11 protein-coding genes are annotated in these 18,155 nt (G+C 40.9%); 2 read left to right on the top strand and 9 right to left on the bottom strand.

The features are described 5' to 3' along the window. Positions 1 to 125: 125 nt before the first annotated feature. Both B4A24_RS21675 and fsa read right to left on the bottom strand, forming a co-directional pair. A complete protein-coding gene (locus tag B4A24_RS21675; protein WP_293947050.1) occupies positions 126 to 554 on the bottom strand; it encodes a Fur family transcriptional regulator in 429 nt (142 codons plus the stop codon). A 129-nt stretch (positions 555 to 683) separates the two neighbouring features. Further along, complete coding sequence (gene fsa, locus B4A24_RS21680) at positions 684 to 1,343, bottom strand: fructose-6-phosphate aldolase (protein ID WP_121126753.1); 660 nt, start codon at positions 1,341 to 1,343, stop codon at positions 684 to 686. 178 nt (positions 1,344 to 1,521) lie between these two features. On the opposite strand from fsa, the gene B4A24_RS21685 reads away from it, so the two are divergent. After that, positions 1,522 to 2,742 (top strand): MFS transporter, encoded by a 1,221-nt coding sequence (locus B4A24_RS21685; protein WP_293947051.1) that lies wholly within the window; start codon positions 1,522 to 1,524, stop codon positions 2,740 to 2,742. A 45-nt stretch (positions 2,743 to 2,787) separates the two neighbouring features. Here B4A24_RS21685 and B4A24_RS21690 read toward each other — a convergent pair whose 3' ends face one another. The 7 genes from B4A24_RS21690 to B4A24_RS21720 all read right to left on the bottom strand — a co-directional run bounded on the left by B4A24_RS21690 (position 2,788) and on the right by B4A24_RS21720 (position 16,051). Continuing rightward, on the bottom strand, positions 2,788 to 3,243 hold the full coding sequence (locus B4A24_RS21690) for a retropepsin-like aspartic protease (protein WP_293947052.1): 456 nt from the start codon (positions 3,241 to 3,243) through the stop codon (positions 2,788 to 2,790). A 208-nt stretch (positions 3,244 to 3,451) separates the two neighbouring features. After that, positions 3,452 to 4,390, bottom strand: coding sequence for a malate dehydrogenase (locus tag B4A24_RS21695; protein WP_172396616.1), 939 nt, complete (start codon positions 4,388 to 4,390; stop codon positions 3,452 to 3,454). 182 nt (positions 4,391 to 4,572) lie between these two features. Continuing rightward, entirely contained in the window at positions 4,573 to 6,897 is a 2,325-nt protein-coding gene (locus B4A24_RS21700; RefSeq protein WP_293947053.1) for a BamA/TamA family outer membrane protein, read from the bottom strand. Then, the gene (locus tag B4A24_RS21705) at positions 6,869 to 12,154 is read right to left on the bottom strand and encodes a translocation/assembly module TamB domain-containing protein (protein ID WP_293947054.1); all 5,286 of its coding nucleotides are present in this window, start codon (positions 12,152 to 12,154) and stop codon (positions 6,869 to 6,871) included. The genes B4A24_RS21700 and B4A24_RS21705 overlap by 29 nt, the downstream gene beginning before the upstream one ends. A 366-nt stretch (positions 12,155 to 12,520) precedes the next feature. Then, positions 12,521 to 12,895 (bottom strand): MauE/DoxX family redox-associated membrane protein, encoded by a 375-nt coding sequence (locus tag B4A24_RS21710; RefSeq protein ID WP_293947055.1) that lies wholly within the window; start codon positions 12,893 to 12,895, stop codon positions 12,521 to 12,523. A 22-nt stretch (positions 12,896 to 12,917) separates the two neighbouring features. Continuing rightward, complete coding sequence (locus B4A24_RS21715) at positions 12,918 to 13,220, bottom strand: DUF4342 domain-containing protein (protein ID WP_293947056.1); 303 nt, start codon at positions 13,218 to 13,220, stop codon at positions 12,918 to 12,920. A gap of 194 nt (positions 13,221 to 13,414) precedes the next feature. Beyond that, positions 13,415 to 16,051 carry a valine--tRNA ligase gene (locus B4A24_RS21720; protein WP_293947057.1) on the bottom strand — a complete coding sequence of 879 codons (2,637 nt, stop codon included), beginning with the start codon at positions 16,049 to 16,051 and terminating at the stop codon, positions 13,415 to 13,417. A gap of 216 nt (positions 16,052 to 16,267) precedes the next feature. On the opposite strand from B4A24_RS21720, the gene B4A24_RS21725 reads away from it, so the two are divergent. After that, positions 16,268 to 18,151: an LTA synthase family protein gene (locus B4A24_RS21725; RefSeq protein WP_293947058.1), complete on the top strand. Its 1,884-nt coding sequence runs from the start codon at positions 16,268 to 16,270 to the stop codon at positions 18,149 to 18,151. Positions 18,152 to 18,155 lie beyond the last annotated feature (4 nt).

Here is an 18,155-nt window from a genome sequence, read left to right on the forward strand (position 1 = left end):
ATACCCATACAAGGTACAAAAAAATCAGCATTCGCCAGTACAATAGCCGAGCTAATCGGAGCAATTCCGATTCCCAAATTATAGACAGATCAAGCGAAAAATTGTTTTGCCGTTGTTCAGTGGATTTATTTTTTACAATGATTACATACACCAAGTGCATTTACAGCAATCGCCTCCAGGCTGAACCCATTGGGGATAGAAACTTTTGGTAACGTAATTTCATCTAAACAATAAACGGAGTTGCATATCCGGCAGATAAAATGCACGTGCTGGTCATGGTGGTCGTGTTCGGAACAGTTGGTGGAACACATGGCATAGGTGGCGGTCCCGTGTAGGTCAAAGATCTTATGGATAATACCTTTTTCCTCAAAACTGGCTAGTACACGGTACAATGTCACACGGTCGATATCCTTACCCAATAATTTCTCCAATTCAGGCTGGGAGATGGCCGAATCTTTTGTTGAAATAATTTCAAGTACCTTCAACCGCGGTTGGGTGACTTTTAAGCTATTCCGTTTCAGAATTTCTGGATATACGATATTGGATTGTTCCATGGACTTCTTCGTTAAACCTTAGATCAACTACAAAAATACGGAATTTATCCACATAAGAAAACCGATAAGGTTAAGAATATTGTCATCTTCCCCTTATCGGTTTAAAAACTATACCGAAATATAGCTATTTTATTTACCTGCAGCTTTCGCGTGGTCAGCTAAGAATGTTGCTAAACCGCTATCTGTCAAAGGATGTTTCAATAAAGATAAAATTGCCGATAATGGGCCTGTCATCACATCTGCTCCGATTTTAGCACAGCCTAAGATGTGCGCGCTATGGCGTACAGAAGCGGCCAAGATCTGTGTTGGATATTGGTAGTTATCATAGATCAAACGGATGTCTTCGATCAATGCCAACCCATCAGTTGAGATATCATCCAAACGGCCAATAAAAGGAGAAACATAAGTTGCGCCTGCTTTTGCTGCCAATAAAGCTTGTCCGGCAGTGAATACCAATGTACAGTTTGTTTTAATACCTTTTTTGCTGAAATATTTAATTGCTTTCACACCATCTTTGATCATAGGAACTTTGACCACGATCTTGCTGTCAAGAGCTGCCAATGCTTCTCCTTCTTTGATCATTTCTTCATAAGTAGTCGAAATAACTTCAGCACTCACGTCGCCGTCAACAATAGCACAGATTGCTTTGTAGTGGTTGATTACGTTCTCATCACCGCTGATACCTTCTTTAGCCATTAAACTTGGATTGGTCGTTACACCATCTAATACGCCTAAGTCTTGGGCTTCCTTGATTTGCTCTAGGTTCGCTGTGTCAATAAAAAATTTCATTGTGTATGTTATTGAATGATAATTATTTGATTATTTTAACGTTCGAAATAATAGGTGCAAAGTTATTGATTATATTCCAGTATTACACATTGATTTCAATGAATTGCATCATTATTTTTGCAAATAAGAATCTCTTCTCTTTCTTTTTTGTTATACTTTTATAGTATTATCTTTCAATATGCAGGTTTTTAGGTCTCTCCATTATAGAAACTTCCGTTTACATGTTATAGGACAAGCAATTTCCCTGATGGGAACTTGGATGCAACGGATAGCGATCAGTTGGCTGGTGTATGAACTGACAGGTTCTGTGTTCTGGTTGGGTTTCGTTCAGTTTATTTCTTTATTGCCCTCGTTGGTATTGTCCCCTTTTATCGGAAGCTTCGTCGATAAGCACAAAAAATATAAATTGGTGTTATTGACGCAGATTGGTCTGATGATACAGGCCGGTATACTCACTTTGGTGGTTTACCTCAAGTGGGAGAGTGTCCTATGGCTCTCGGTCCTTGGTCTGATACAAGGGGTCATCAACTCCTTTGATGTGCTCGGCCGGCAGTCGTTGATGATGTATCTGGTCGGTGACCGTAAAGACTTGCCAAATGCCATTGCACTCAATTCCACCATCTTTAACGGTGCACGGATGTTAGGACCTGCTATTGGGGGGATTTTGCTCAGTACCTATGGCGAGCTGGTCTGTTTTGCATTGAATTTTATCAGTTTTGTCCCGGTTATCATTACCTTGCTAATGATGCAGGTAGATGAAACCAAAGGGCAACTCAGTAAAGGGAGCAACTGGGAAGGCCTGGTTGAAGGTTTCCGCTACCTCAAGCGTTCGCCACATATTTCTTCCTTAATTATTATTATGACGTTCTCCAGTTTGATTGTGATCCCTTATACCTCGCTCTTGCCGGCCATAGCAAAAGAAATGTTCCATGGGGATGAACGCACATTCTCCTGGTTTGAGAGCGCAGCTGGACTAGGGGCCATGATCGGTGCATTTAATATGGCTCGCTTGAAGTCAGGATCAAACCTACGGTATCAAGTGATGGGGGCCGCTGCGTTGATGGGATTGGCCTTGCTTTTCCTTGCTCATTCGAGCATGCTGGAAATGGCGCTCGTCTATGTCATGCTGGTTTCCTTTGCAATGATGATGCAGAACTCGAGTATCAATACTTATATTCAGACACATGCCATACCGATATACAGGGCCCGGGCGATTTCATATTATGTCATGGCCTTTCAGGGAATTTTTCCGATAGGGACATTGATGATCGGATCGCTGGCCAGTTATTGTGGTCTAAGGGCGACTCTATATGCCATGGGGGGATTGGGGATATTGATCGCTATCCTCTATTATACTTACCTTCGCCTGCATATTCACAAAAGGCTTTTTAAACTTTAGTGTGCAGTAGTTAGTAGTGGGATTTTGCTACTGTAAGCGGGCGGCTTACTTACTCTTGATTTTTCGGTCACGTAAGCGTAATGTCTGCTTGGCGTAATCAATGACGGCGCCATAGTCGGCAAAAATATCACCCCCCAATACCCCAATGACGGGGTCAAGTTCCATTTGTCCATAAGCATAATTGATGGAACTTAGGTCCAATACTGCGGTTTTTAATTTATTGATTTGCCAGGTGCCGATCGACAAACTGGGGATTTCCATGGTAAAACTCTCCATGGAATTGGTACCGAGACCAGTTGAAAGGGTTTCTGATGGCTCCAGCAGCAATTGATCTTCCAGGAGATGGGCCATTTGGGTTTTGTCAAATACAGTTTTGGATGCTCCCGTGTCGATCACCATTTTAAAATTGCGTTCGTATAACGTTACATCAACTAGAATATGCGTTCCTTGCCCCTGAAGATCCAAGATTTGAAATGGTACTTTCGTCATATTCCCAAACATAGCCAAAAATTTAATTAAAAAAAATTTTGACGCTGGCTTATTATCTCACCTTGAAAGTAAATTTAGAGGTCTCATATATGAATAGACGGTAACGGATAGATAATCTATTCCGTTAATGGCGAACTGTAAAGTGGATTGGTCTGGTCAGGATATTACAAAAAAAGCTGTCATTTGAAAGAACAGCCTTTCTTTCATTTGCCTATACCAATTATAATGCGTTTATTTCCTTCAATACATTATTCATTGCGCGTACCGCATCGGCACTCTTACTGAATTTTTCTTTATCCTCCTCGTCCAACTGCAATGGAATAATACGGTCCCATCCTTTTTTGTTAATGATAACCGGAACACCGAGATTAATATCTTCTTGTCCAAATTCACCTTCGAGGTAAACGGAAGCAGTGAATAATTTACCTTGATCACGTACGATACTTTCCACAACGGCAGCGGTAGCAGCACCAGGGGCGTACCAAGCTGAAGTACCGATCAGGCTCGTTAATGTGGCCCCACCGACCATCGTCTTATGGACGATCTCTGCCTGCTCTTCGGCCGTAAGGAAGTTGCTGACCGGAATGCTGTTCCACGTGGAGTGCTTGATCAGCGGAATCATGGTGGTATCTCCATGGCCACCTATGACAATGGCGTTGAGATCCGCTGCCGAAGCGTTTAATTTTTCACTCAATTGATATTTGAAGCGTGCTGAATCCAATGTTCCTCCCATCCCGATAATCCTATTTTTAGGCAAGCCACTCGATTTGAGGGCAAGATAAGTCATCGTATCCATAGGGTTTGAAACAATGACAATAATGATATCGGGAGAGTGTTTTACTAAATTCTCTACCACTGATTTGACGATATTTGCATTTGTTCCGATCAATTCTTCACGGGTCATTCCCGGTTTACGGGGAATGCCGGAAGTAATGACAGCAACAGTGGAGCCCGCAGTAGACAGATAGTCATTGGTTACACCTTTGATTTTGGATTCAAATCCCAATAAGGCAGCCGTTTGAGCCATATCCTGCGCTTTTCCTTCCGCAAATCCTTCCTTGATATCCAATAATATAATCTCCTCGGCGACATTTCGACGGATTAAATTGTCTGCTGTAGTTGCGCCTACAGCTCCAGCACCAACAATAGTTACTTTCATATGTAAATTATTTGTTTATTATGGGCATATGGAATATCCAGTCCATTTTCACGAATGAATGCTTTTACCGTTCTTTTGCATGGATATTTCATGAGCATTAATGTGAATTAGTAAATAATGCTTGAATTTAATGAATTATTATCAGTAAATCAATCAATTCACTGGAATAACTTGATTTTGCGCTAGAAGGGATATCCAATGGCCAAATTGAACATCAGGTTATCTTTTCGCCACTTCGAACTGCCAAAATCGATATCTTTAAATACCCAACGTTCGCCTTTTGGTAAGTAAGGGATACGGAAGGGAATCGAAAAATCCGTCCGGACAATCAGGAAAGTAAAGTCAAAACGTAAACCGGCGCCACCACCTACAGCAAGTTCATTTAAAAAGTTTTTGCTGAACTTTGCTCCAGGTTTGTTGACATCTTCACGTTGCAACCAGACGTTACCGGCATCAATAAATGCTGCCCAGTGTACAAAACCCGCTAGCTTAGCACGGTATTCGGTATTCAATTCCAATTTGATATCACCGGTTTGATCAGCATAAAACAGGCCATTGCTCAGTTTTTCTGGAGCCAGGGTTCCCGGACCAATAGCGCGGGCACCGAAAGCGCGGATACTGTTTGGACCGCCGACATAATATTGTTTCAAATAGGGAAGGGAGCGCGAGTTTCCGTAGGAATAACTCAAACCAAGGCTCACCCTTGAGGCGAGTTGTGAATTCTCCGATAACTTAAGATAATGTCTTCCGTCACCGCTTATTTTGATATACTGAGAGAAGTAAGCGTCGAATAATTTGAAGGTTTTACCTTTATTAAAATCCGCTCCTTTGATCAGACCGAGGATATTTCCCGAGAGGTCTAGATTTCCTTTGAAATAGAACGTATTCTTCAAATGCTGCTTCATCGTATTCTGGAACGTGAAGTTGTAATTTGGTCCGATTGTAAACTGGGGATCGATCGCATGCCGCAAAGCAGGAATCGTATCCATTTGCTTTTGGTAATTTTCCGAAATGCCTTTTGGCTGTACATAGGTAATTTCCAGTAAAGCCAAATCATGTTGCTTCTCTTCCGATTCTTGCCAGATGTAACCATAATCCAATGCAATGGAATTGAGGGTATATGCCTTGCGGCGGTTCAAGAATTCGTACCGGCCTTTCACATAGGTTTTGGGAATAAAACGACGCGAGGGGTTGATACGCCCGAAGGGAGAGAGTATCCTCGGAAAAGTTACTGTAGCCTCCATCCCGTAACGGTAATAACTGGAATTTAGATCCGCATTTCCCCCAGTCTGGGTTTCATATCCGCCAAAGACGTTAAAGCTCAATTGCTCAGCGCCTTTAAATGCATTGCGCAATGTCCAGTTGACGTTAACCTCTGTACCGTTGTAGACCGATGCCATTTTTCCTAAAAGCTCTACCCGCAACGATTTTTTTGGCAACGGTGTCAGATAGTAGTAGACATCCAGTGCATTGGGGACTTCCTTGCTATCGACAAAATTGTTCTTCACAAATTTCCAGCTATTTAGATTGACCAAATGACTGATGGTCTGATTGTGTGCCGTACGGTTATAGACATCCCCCGGCTTAAAGAAAATATGGTTGGCAATGACAGGCTTGCGAAAGGTTCGCCTTCGATCAATAAAATAGTAACTGCTATCAAAGAGTTCGGCATTACGCGTTGACCGCTGGTAGCCCGAACTGGTCTCTGTGTAGTTGGGGAAAATATAGATCTTATTGATTTTGGACGGGATCTTCGCTTGGGCAGGTGTTTCCTTTTTTACTGTCACATACATGTCTACCCGATTATTTCGATGTGAGCTATCGACTTCCACCAAAATATAATCCGGACTAAAATAGTAGTAGCCTTTGTTCTTAAGATCATTGTCAATACGGTCACGCTCATTCAGAATAATATCAAGACTGTAATTTTTCCCTATCTGAAGTAAGCTTTTGTCTGAAGATGAAAGGATATCCCGCCCCAATTGGCTTGTGCTATCAATGTCAAATTTCACCGATTGTATCCTATAGATCAGATTCGGTTTGGCTGTATAATTGATAGTTGCCTTTTTCTTTTCAACTAGGGTATCTGATCTAACCTCGGCGTTGAAGAAGCCAATGTTCTCCATGCGGTTACGTAGGAGATTTTCATTGTACTCACGGTTGACGTCGCTCAACAGAACGGGTTCTTCTCCAATTTTCTTGAAGAATCTTTTGATCATGTTTTTATTAGCTGAATCACCGGCCATATTATTAAAATATAGCTTAAATGGGACACCCGCCAGGCGCTTATTGGGTTTGGGCATCAAGGACGACTGGAGAAAGGTCGAAAGTTTTTCCTTGTTCTCTTTTGAAATGGTGTCTGAATCTATAATGACATTGCCTTTGACATACAGGCTTTCCCCTTCTTTCAAATTCTTGGTAGAAGAGCAGGATGCTATGATCGTAGTCAGTGTCAATATTCCGATAGCAAATTTCAGTTTAGCTCGCATGATAACTCCTTTCCTCATCTTCATTTTTAATCGCAGTCGTTCTGATCGTATCTAAATTTGTTTTTGGACTCGGATTTTTTGGTGCATTCTTGCTTGAGTCCAATTCTTGTTTACGTTTTTCTTTTTCGCGTTCTTCAATACGTTTTCGATATGCTGGGCTATGAAGCATCAAACTGTCTCTAATCACTGTACGTACACTGTCCCGATAGACAGAGTCGGTTTCCATCCGTTCCACATTAAAACGTTTTCTAAATCCTTTGCTGTCGGTATCATAGTACTCTTTGAGTTTTTTTGAACTCATCCATATCTCTTTAAACTTATTATAGTCCATATTGATAATGAATCCGATACCGGTCTCTACATATTGTCCTTGAAGCGTCACCTGATATTGGTTTTTGCGATACATGCGGGCAAAATAGCGACCATCTTGTGAAAGTTGGTAATCCAATTGAATATCACCGGCGATATTATTGGATGCCTCGCCAGGACGGGTATTGCCTTCAACCTCAAAATTTGAACCTATCGTAATTTTCAGCCGGTCATTGAGGAGCATTTTTGAGACACCGATATTCAGATCTGTCCTTGTCTGCCCAGCACCAGTAGCATAATCCTCTTCAGAAGTCAAGTTGAAATCCAATTCTACACCCGTAATCAATTCTGAAGCCAAACGATTTAACTGCCCACTCAAAAACGAACTGATACTGTTTCTGACAATGGCTTCTGTGCCACCGCCCCCGGATAAACTTTCAAACGGATTGGTCGACATAAATCTTCCCAATACAATCAGCGAGAATACCTGTTTATTAAGTTCTGACGGGTTTTCACGGAGGGTAGTCAGTGCATTGTTTACCTTACTGACCACTTCTTGGGATACAATAGAGTTGTTCTCATCCAAATCAATGTCAAAACCCAATTGCGGCTGGAAGAGCTTATCCGTAATTTTTAGCAACACGTTGAATGGTACACGTTGTTTATACAGATTTGCGTTTTCTGAGCCCAATTGCGTCGCAACTAGTTCCAAAGTAGGCGCTTTGGTCGTATATGCTGCTGTGATATTCAGTCGTGCATCCAAAGGGTCTCCGTTCCAGGTGATGGTACTTCCTTTTTGGAAAGTAAAATCTTTTTTCACTGGACCAAAACTAAACGAGTAACTTCCTTTGTCTACAGTAAATGTTCCGGATAAAGTAATTTTACTGCTGGCATCTATACCGGCATTTAATTCCGCCTGACCTTGGATATTAAGGGCATCCTGGGAGCCCGCATCCAGAAGAATTTTAAATTTAGCCTCTTTGTCTGTCTGCAGGTTCAGATCCACATCCATTCCTGTCAATTTGGTAACGGTCATCGAATCCAACTTGGCAAATACATTCGCACGGGTTGTATCACTCTTATCAACAAATTCGACCACCCCTTTACGGTCAGCCATCCCTGGGTTTTCATTTGGCATGACAAAGGTGAAGTCAGTTTCGTCAAGTACTTTAATTGTTCCATCGACAACAGGCTTATCTAGATTTCCTCTGATCCGCAGATTGGAGGTAAGGTACATCTTGCCATAGAACATGTCATTGTCTGTCTGGGTAGAGTTTAACACCTCAAAATTGTCGGTATTGACGTTGAGATTAAAATCAAAATCAGTATAGGTTTTTGTATCGATCGAACCTGTTACCTTAGCGATATTTCCTTTTTTGTCTTCCAATGCAAATTTCGGGAAGCTGATTCCACTATTATCAAAATGCACCGTCTCATCTTTTGCTTTGAAAAGGGCGTTGAGCATCGCGATGTTAAATTGAGCATCTTTAAGCTTGACATCGCCATCTATAAGCGGTTTGGAAGGGGAGCCCGTTATTTTTAGTTGACCTTCGAGGTTTCCTTTTGATTCTTTCAGATAGCCTAAACTAAATGCTTGCACAGTCTGCATGGTCAATGGCTGAATATCCAAGGTGAAATCCAGACTCGATTCTCCTTTCGGTGGACTGATAAAATCTCCGCTTAACACAACGTTGTTGCCATTTTCGCTGATACTGATGTTTGCATTATAGGTGTTTTCCTTTTCATTATTGACTTTGATATTCACGTTTCCAACGGTGTCTTTTCCGACATAGAATTTATCGATGACCAGATCCGAAACAAATACAGGGTTACTTTCTAGTCGTGATATAGTCGCTTGCCCATTGATGCCACCGCCCAGATCCATAATATCGCTTTCGAGCATTTTACTTATAGTTTCAATACGGAAATTCTTGAAGGAAATATTGACGGGCGAATTCAATACACTGTCCTGTGAAGAGATACTCAATTCTTGTCCCTTGTTGCTCAGTACAAAGTCATTTGCCTGAATCCCCGTGCTTCCAAATTTGAGCACGTTGGAGGGATTTACAGTCCATTTGTCGTAGTTCAGCATCAGTCCGTCCTGGAGTAGACTAAAGACGAAAGCTCCATTATCCACGCGCATATTGGCACCTAAATGATATTGTTCCTTCTCTTTCTTATCCTTGATCCATAACCCGAAGTCCAGGTTATTCTGGATGACCTTACCACTAAACACCGTATTGACTAGTTCAATATTACTGACCTTGATCTTATTGATCAAAGCAGAATAATAAAGGGTGCTGTCCAGGGTATTGATATCTAGGGTAACGTTATTTATTTCTGTTCCATCATAGATTATTTTAGGGGCATCGAGTTTGGCCAATATGGTTTTCGTGGCACTATTGAACATTCCATCTAAGGTAATATCTTTCATTTCTGTCAATTCCGGAACAAAATCCTGTACAAATTTGGTGCGGGTCAATTGTGCTGAAAACTCGATGTTCTGCGGTTCGTATTTGGGCACGCTGACAGGTTTTCCGGGTTGATAATAAACTTGCAAAATATCCTGAACAGCATTTTGTAATTCTAGAATCTTATATTTCCCAACCAAGTGTGCATTGAAAAAAGCAGATTTTAGGAGCAGCAAATTTCTGGATGTATCCGATTTTGCAATCAGGGAAATACTGTCCAAGGAATAGTAGGCATCGTTGTAGGCAATGGACGAGTTGGTGATATGTGCCTCTCCATTCAGAAAGTTTGGATCAGCTGAAGTAAAATGACCCACCATCTTACCATGGTATTTGAAATCATCCGCCATTAGCTTCAGATTTTTGAGGTTGATGGTATCGACCATCAATTCAAAATCTACCTGGGGATACGCGGATTTCATATTGGCCGTGGCATCCAGTTTCAGCTTAATATTGGGGTCGGGGCTCACAACCGATGCTTTGATGTCTCCTTTATCTGCAGTGATATTCATATCGATATTCTGATACCGATAGCCCATGGCATCCATACGATTTACTTTACCATCGAAATTGGCAACAAGTTTCTTGGGATCCGTGCCATGTCCTTTTATTTTCCCTTCAAAGGAAAGAATACCTAAGGTACTATCCATTTTCATGATCTTCCCAATATCAAAATCGCGGATGCTAACAAGAGCATCGTAGCTGGTATCTCTGCTTGCCATGCTGACTTTACCGTCAAATTTTGCCGTTCCTTTTTCGGTCACCAATGAAAGATTGGTGTCAAAAGCCGTCATACCGCCTTTAAAGGTACCTGTTAGTCCGATCGTATTCGGCAGTTCGATATTGGCTGGCAGCATGGATTTCGCAACGAGTTTTTCAATATCGGAACGTCCTGTGGTTAATTTTTTCAGATTCAGGTCCATGGACATTTTATCCACATTTGGCAATCCTTTCAGTCGCATACTAGCGATTACCCGCGTATTGGATAGGGTCTGGAAATCAATATTAGGAATATTGAGGTCGTTTAACTTGCCTATCACGCGTCCATCAATATTGAACTTTTTGTCCATCAAGGGTTTCATGACCTGCATTGTATCGAGGAAAGGAGCAAAGTAATAAATGTCGCGCATATCGACATGGCTCTTTTTAAGCGTCGCATTCACATAGATCAGTTCCGGTTTTTTGGTAATGATATCCAGGGAAGGGTAGGTTACTTTGAAGTAATCCCGAATAAGTGTACGCGGTGTTTCCGCGTAGAGGTTTTTAATTTCTGCTCCTGTATTTGTATACTTGAAGTCACCTTTAAGCTGTTTGATGACCAGGCCTGAGTGATCGGATGCGGTCAGCTCATTCAGTGACCCACTAATGGAGTCAGCACTGTAATATAAGTCGGTTAGATTTGTTTTTATCCCCGGAATTTTAATATTGAAGTAATCAAAGCCTTTCATGCGTGCCTGATTATCATCTCTGTAGGCCAGGCTTGTATTATTGATGCTGATATCCTTGGCAGAGACAACCCACTTGATTTTTGTGGTATCGGCTGTCGTGCTGCCTTTGGGTGGAGTTTTCTTAGGGACCTTTCCAAAGAGCACCTCATTATCGGCGCCATCAAGTTGGATGGTTTGGAGGTCGACAATCTCTTTGTTTAAATCAATTTTGTTGATATCAGCCCGAAGATTCTTGATATTAAACTTGGTTTTCAGCGCACTGGATTCATCCTCATACCGAACAAGGATATTGGCCAGCTCGGCGATCTGTATCCCTACGTCTGGAAGGAGCGTCGTTGTTTGCGCCGTCTTGTCCGTAATCCCAAAATCTTCGACCGATGGAGCAGTACCTTCAACGACCGGCTTCCATTGTTTTACGCTCGCATTCAAACCGTCTATTTTTACCTTCGGTAGGTTGAAGGCCATGTTTTTGGTCAGGTCAAATTTTTTAATATTGGTATTTAGCGTGCCCAGATACACATCAGCGCTTGTTCCAATAACATCGTCAGCGTAAACGATATGAAATTTATCAAGCTTTACTTTGTCTAGGTTAAAAACGAGGGCAGAAGTGGTATCTGCGGTAGCTTTACTTTCCTTTTCGGAGGCAAATGCTTTGACGATATAATCAAAATTAAAGGAGCTGTCAGGTAATGTTCTTCGAATTTTTGTAGTGATCCCTTCCGCTTCGATACTTTGGATTTCTACGGTATTTTTCAGAAGTTTGAGCATGTTGATGTCCACAGCAATGCTTTTTCCGGCAACGAGCGTATCCTTGCTCTGATCCTCCATATAGATATCTTGTAACACTAACTTTTTCGGAAAATCAATATTGATGTAACCGATTTTAACTGGAGTGCCTATTTTCCCTTCGACATAATGCGTTACTTTTCCGGCGATATAGTTTTGAACGGAGGGTATCCGGATTAAGAATACAACTAGAATAACCAGCGCAATTATTACTCCAATAATCCACAATATTGTTTTGAATGCAATTCGGGTAAATCTGTTCAACGTATAATTTGATTTAAGTATCTATTAATAAAAATTAAAACGGAAAAAAGTTTGCAAAGTTTTTCAGATATTAACTTATATCACTGCTTTTTCAGCAAACTAAGATAAATTTGCTTGTATATGCAAGTTAATTGTGCTCACATGGACAAGCAAATTTGAACTAATTCCCCATCTGTGCCTAAAAATCTTGTCAAAGAGGAGGTATTATACAAAACACATCAAATAATTGACCAAACCATTTTTGGAGTATAAACTTTTCTGTTTTTTAATTTTATGTTAACAAAAGCTAATGATTCCTATCCATCTGTCCAAAGATAGCTGTTTACATTCGAGAATCTTTCGCTTCTATTAGGAAGAACAAGACAACTACACCATAAGTTTTTTGTATTTTCCCCAATTTTCAAATACCACCCATAGCCAAATGATGAAAAGTACAGCCCAGATCATCAATCCCTGTTGGCTATAAAAAACCATATTATGCGTAAAAATACCAATTAGTATCGGCAGGATAACCAGTGCACCGACAGTTCTTGTCTTAGGGAGGAGAAATAACAAGCCACCGATGATTTCGATGACACCGACAAGGGGCAACAACCATTTTATCGTGCCGAAAGCTTCAAACACCTTTTGCATATTCATGTCCATTGGTGGGATAGGCATATAATGAAGGATTTTATCTAAGCCTGCATTCATAAAAAGTAGGCCAAACAAAACACAAACGATATTCTTTAGGATTTTCATGATCGTAAATTTAAAGGCCGACTTAGTTGACAGTGATCGTTGTGGGTGGTTCTGCGGGACCATCCTTTTTATCCTCTTCTTTCTTTTCGCTGTTGCGCTCTACTGTGATTGTATATTCAGTGAGCAGGGCTGCCACGGCGCCAATTGCGGCAAATACAGGTGCCAAGATCAGTCCGATCGCACCAACAGTAATCGGAAAACTCATGATTTCTTTACCATGCTTGTCCGAGATACTGATTTTATTTACATTACCCTCTGCAATGATTTCTTTGATCTTTTGTAAGAGGTTTTCTCCGTTGATTTGAAATGTTTCCTTGAATCCCATAATGATATAATTTAAGTTCGTTCTTATAAAGTTATTCATTTTTTTATAGGAATCCTTATAAAGTTAAAAATCAACAAAGGGCTAGCCTATAAAAAATAGTACGATTCTAACAAGCCATTAATGGAAGGGAAAGCGGACATCAAAAAAAGTCCCGCGGACTTCGCGGGACTTTGAAAAATTAGGGTATTATGTTTTTAACCTAAAGCCGTTAAGCTTTCTTGAAGGATCTTAATTTTAGCCTCTGCATCTGCTTTCTTACTTTTTTCGTTTTCAACGATTTCAGGTTTTGCATTTTGTACAAAGCGTTCGTTTGAAAGTTTCTTATCAACAGATACCAAGAATCCTTTTAGATAGTCCAACTCTTTTTCGATACGTTCACGCTCAGCATCGACGTCAATATTGTTCTCCAATAGCACATAACATTCATCTTTACCAGCCAGGAAACTTGTCGCACCGGCGACTTTCTCTGTAACGAATGTGACTGCCTCGAGGTTGGCAATTTTTGTGATGATCGCAATGTATTGCGCAAGATCAATATCAGATTGTTGGTTAATCGCCAGAGGTAATGCTACTTTTGGAGAAAGACCTTTTGAGTTGCGAATGTTACGCACTTCAGAAATAATTTGTTGCGCTACCGCAAAATCTTTGATCAGCTGCTCATCAAACGGGTTTATTGTTGGAAATTCAGCGACAATGATGCAGTCTTTCTCGTCTTTAACGCCGAACAGTTCATCATGCCAAAGTTCTTCGGTTAAGAAAGGCATAAATGGATGTACCAAAGTCAATATGCGTTGAAAGAAAGATTTTACCGTTTCTAAGGTTTCCGAGGCGATAGGAGAACCGTAAGCCGGTTTGACCAGTTCGAGATACCAGGCACAAAAATCATCCCATACTAATTTGTAGGTTGTCATCAAGGCATCCGATAAACGGTAGTGCTTGAAATTTTCTTCAATCTCCACCAATGCCTGGTTGAACCGTGCATCAAACCAGGATGCCGAAATTTTATCGGATTCCGAAGCCGGAGCATCCACAACTTCCAGCCCTTTTACCAAACGGAAAGCATTCCAGATTTTATTGGCAAAATTACGGCCTTGCACACAAAGCTCGACATCGAAAGGTAAGTCATTTCCGGCAGGAGCCGTCAATAGCATTCCCATCCGTGTTGCGTCGGCTCCATATTCATTCATCAGATCAATAGGATCAGGCGAATTACCTAAAGATTTTGACATCTTGCGGCCTTGCTTGTCCCGGACAATACCAGTGAAATAAACATTTTCAAAAGGTAATTGTCCACGGAATTCATAACCCGATACGATCATACGTGCCACCCAGAAGAAAATAATATCTGGTGCAGTGACCAAATCTTGTGTAGGGTAGTAGTAGTTAATTTCTTCATTTTCAGGCTCGTTAATGCCGTTAAATACAGAAATTGGCCATAACCAAGCTGAAAACCAAGTGTCAAGCACATCTTCATCCTGGCGTAAATCTGCAAGCGTTAGATTGGCATTGTTCGACTTTTGTTGGGCCAGTGAAAGCGCTTCTTCGGCGGTCTGTGCAACGACAAAATCATCGTTACCATCACCATAGAAATAAGCAGGTATTTGATGTCCCCACCACAATTGTCTTGAAATGTTCCAATCTGTTACATTTTCCATCCAGTTGCGGTAGCTATTTTTGAATTTCGTTGGATGGAATTTAATGGTATCGTCCATGACATTATCCAGGGCAGGTTTTGCCAGGTCTTCCATTTTCAGGAACCATTGGTTGGAGATTTTTGGTTCAATAACCGCACCGGTTCTTTCCGATGTGCCGACATTATTGCTGTAGTTCTCTACTTTTTCCAATAATCCTTTTTCTTCAAGTTCCTTTTCGATCTCTTTACGTACCTTGAAGCGATCCATACCGGCATAATGCAGGCCATTGTCATTCAATTTTGCTTCATCAGTAAAGATATCCACAAATTCCAGATCATGCTTTTTGCCGAGTTCGTAGTCATTGACATCGTGCGCCGGAGTTACTTTAAGGCAACCCGTACCAAATTCAAGATCCACATATTCATCTTCAATGATATTCACTTTACGGCCTACAATCGGTACGATTACCTGTTTTCCTTTTAACCAGGTATAACGTTCGTCATTTGGATTGATACATACAGCTGTATCACCAAAGATTGTTTCTGGACGGGTTGTGGCAACGACAATATATTTGTCCGTTCCTTCAACCTGATATTTTAGGTGGTATAATTTACCGTTCTTTTCCTTGTAAATAACTTCTTCGTCGGAAATATTGGTTTTTGCTTCTGGATCCCAGTTAACCATGCGGTAACCACGATAGATTAATCCTTTATTGTAAAGGTCAACAAATACACGGATCACCGATTGATACAATTCAGGATCCATGGTAAAACGGGTACGGTCCCAGTCACAGGAAGCGCCTAGTTTTTCCAATTGCTTTAAGATAATGCCACCGTACTTTTCTTTCCATTCCCAAGCATGCTTTAAAAAATCCTCACGCGATAAGGATTTTTTATCAATGCCTTGCTCCTTTAACATAGCGACGACCTTAGCTTCAGTGGCAATGGAGGCGTGATCAGTCCCCGGTACCCAACAAGCGTTTTTACCCTGCATACGTGCGCGGCGAATCAAAACGTCTTGAATGGTATTGTTCAGCATATGCCCCATGTGCAATACGCCAGTGACATTCGGTGGTGGCATTACAATCGTATAAGGTTCACGTTCGTCAGGAGTAGATCGGAAAAATCCGTTCGCTTTCCAATAGCTGTACCATTTTTCTTCAGCTTCTTTTGGATTGTAAGTTTTCGCTATGCTCATTTTAAATTTTATATTCAAATTTTTAAGGAATACAAAAGTAAGGAATTCTATGTTATTTTCCTTGCTATCATTGATCTTGTTATTGATTGTAGATCAAAGACCAAGGATAGGGGGGCAATACTCAAACCTTAATACTTTTTTAATCTTTTCTTCATATTACTAGCCATTTAGCATGAAATTAATGTAAATTTGCCTGTTTTATTTTTACACGAGAGAATGCAACGATTTGCGAACGAACTTAGGGCATTAACACAATATTTTTTGTTTTGGCTAATCATCTGTTTTATAGATAGATTTATTTTTATTTTTGCTTTTTTTGAGAAGATCGGAACGGGGCATTTCACCGAAATTTTTAGAATTTATTTTCATGGACTAAGCCTTGATTTTTCGGCAGTATCCTATATCTGCGCCCTTCCATTTCTTATTTATTGTATACTGGGATTTTTTCCAAAGGTTCGGCCAAAACGTACCATCCTTGATATTTATACGATTAGCGTACTCGTTTTGTTTTTTGTGACGAGTTTTATCAATGTCAATATCTATCGCGAATGGGGAGATAAAATATCAAAACGGGCTATAGATGCTTTCCTTGCCTCGCCTTCGGGCGCTGTTGCGTCAGCGGAGTCAACGCCCGTATTTCTGCCAATCTTGGGCATGTTGGTGGGGATATTTTGCGGATATTTTCTCTATCGTTGGATGTTCAAAAAAGTCTATTTTTATAATGTTAAGTCACCAATTGGAAACTTTCTGAAACTAGCATTAGGTGTTTTCGTACTCTTCACCTTTATTCGCGGGGGATATGGCCGTGCGACATTAAACCCAAGTAAGGCTTACTATTCTGAAGTTACTTTTTATAATCACGCGGCTGTGAATACCCAATGGGCGCTTTTGCGCGACTTTTTTACCAAAAGCACGAAGTTGAAAAGTCCTTATGATTTCTATGGCTCGGACGAACAAACTATTCGAGCGCATCTGAAGCCGGTTTTTCAGAGCCAGCCCGATTCGACTGTCGAGGTATTATCTACCACTCGGCCCAATGTTGTGATTCTTATGTTGGAAAGTTTCGTAGGTGATCTCATCCAATCTTTGGGCGGCGAGAAGGGGGTTACACCACATATGGAGGAATTGATCAAGGGCGGAATCTTGTTTGATCACATCTACGCTGCTGCTGATCGTTCGGATAAAGGAATGGTTGCTATCCTGAGTGGATTCCCTGCGCAGGGACCGGAAAGTATCATTAAATATATTGACAAACATGAAAATATGCCTGCTATTGGCCAAGAATTCGACCATGCAGGCTATGAAACTTCGTTTTACCATGGCGGGCAAAGTGAATTTTATAATTTCAAATCTTATATGCTCACACACGGTATCTCCAAAGTAGTTGATAACGCCAATTTTGGACTCGATGCTGAACGGGCTTCCTGGGGGGTGTACGATCATGTGGTATTCAATCAGATGATCAAAGATTTTAGTAAGGAAAAACAGCCTTTCTTTTCCACTATTTTCACGCTGATCAATCATGAACCGTTTGAACTAAAACACGGTTATAAATTCGGAAGTACCAACAATGCTGACAAGTTCCGAAGTACGGCAAATTACACGGACTCGGTTGTTTTTGATTTTATCAGTAAAGCCAAGAAAGAAGCTTGGTATAAAAATACACTTTTTGTAATTGTAGCCGATCATGGTCATCGTCTGCCATCGGAAAAATGGGAACTGTACCATCCGAATAGATTCCATATTCCCTTGATCTTTTTTGGGGATGTCATCAAACCTGAATACCGTGGAAAAATCTTCAATCGGATCGGTAATCAAACGGATTTGGCAACAACACTATTGACACAGCTCAAGCTTCCGACCAATAGATATCATTGGAGCCGTGATTTATTTAATCCGACGACTCCACAGATCGCTTTCTATAATTCCAAAGATGCCTTTGGCGCAATCACACCCGAGCAGGCGGTATCTTTTGATAATGTTGGCCGAATCATCAATTATAGATCCAATAAAGACTATCCTGCGGCCAAAACGGACAGTATCTTGAATATTGCCAAAGCGTACTACCAGCAGGTCTATCGTGAATTTCTAAAATATTAACCCA

The sequence above is a fragment of the Sphingobacterium sp. UBA7249 genome, from assembly GCF_002472835.1.
Taxonomy (GTDB): domain Bacteria; phylum Bacteroidota; class Bacteroidia; order Sphingobacteriales; family Sphingobacteriaceae; genus Sphingobacterium; species Sphingobacterium prati.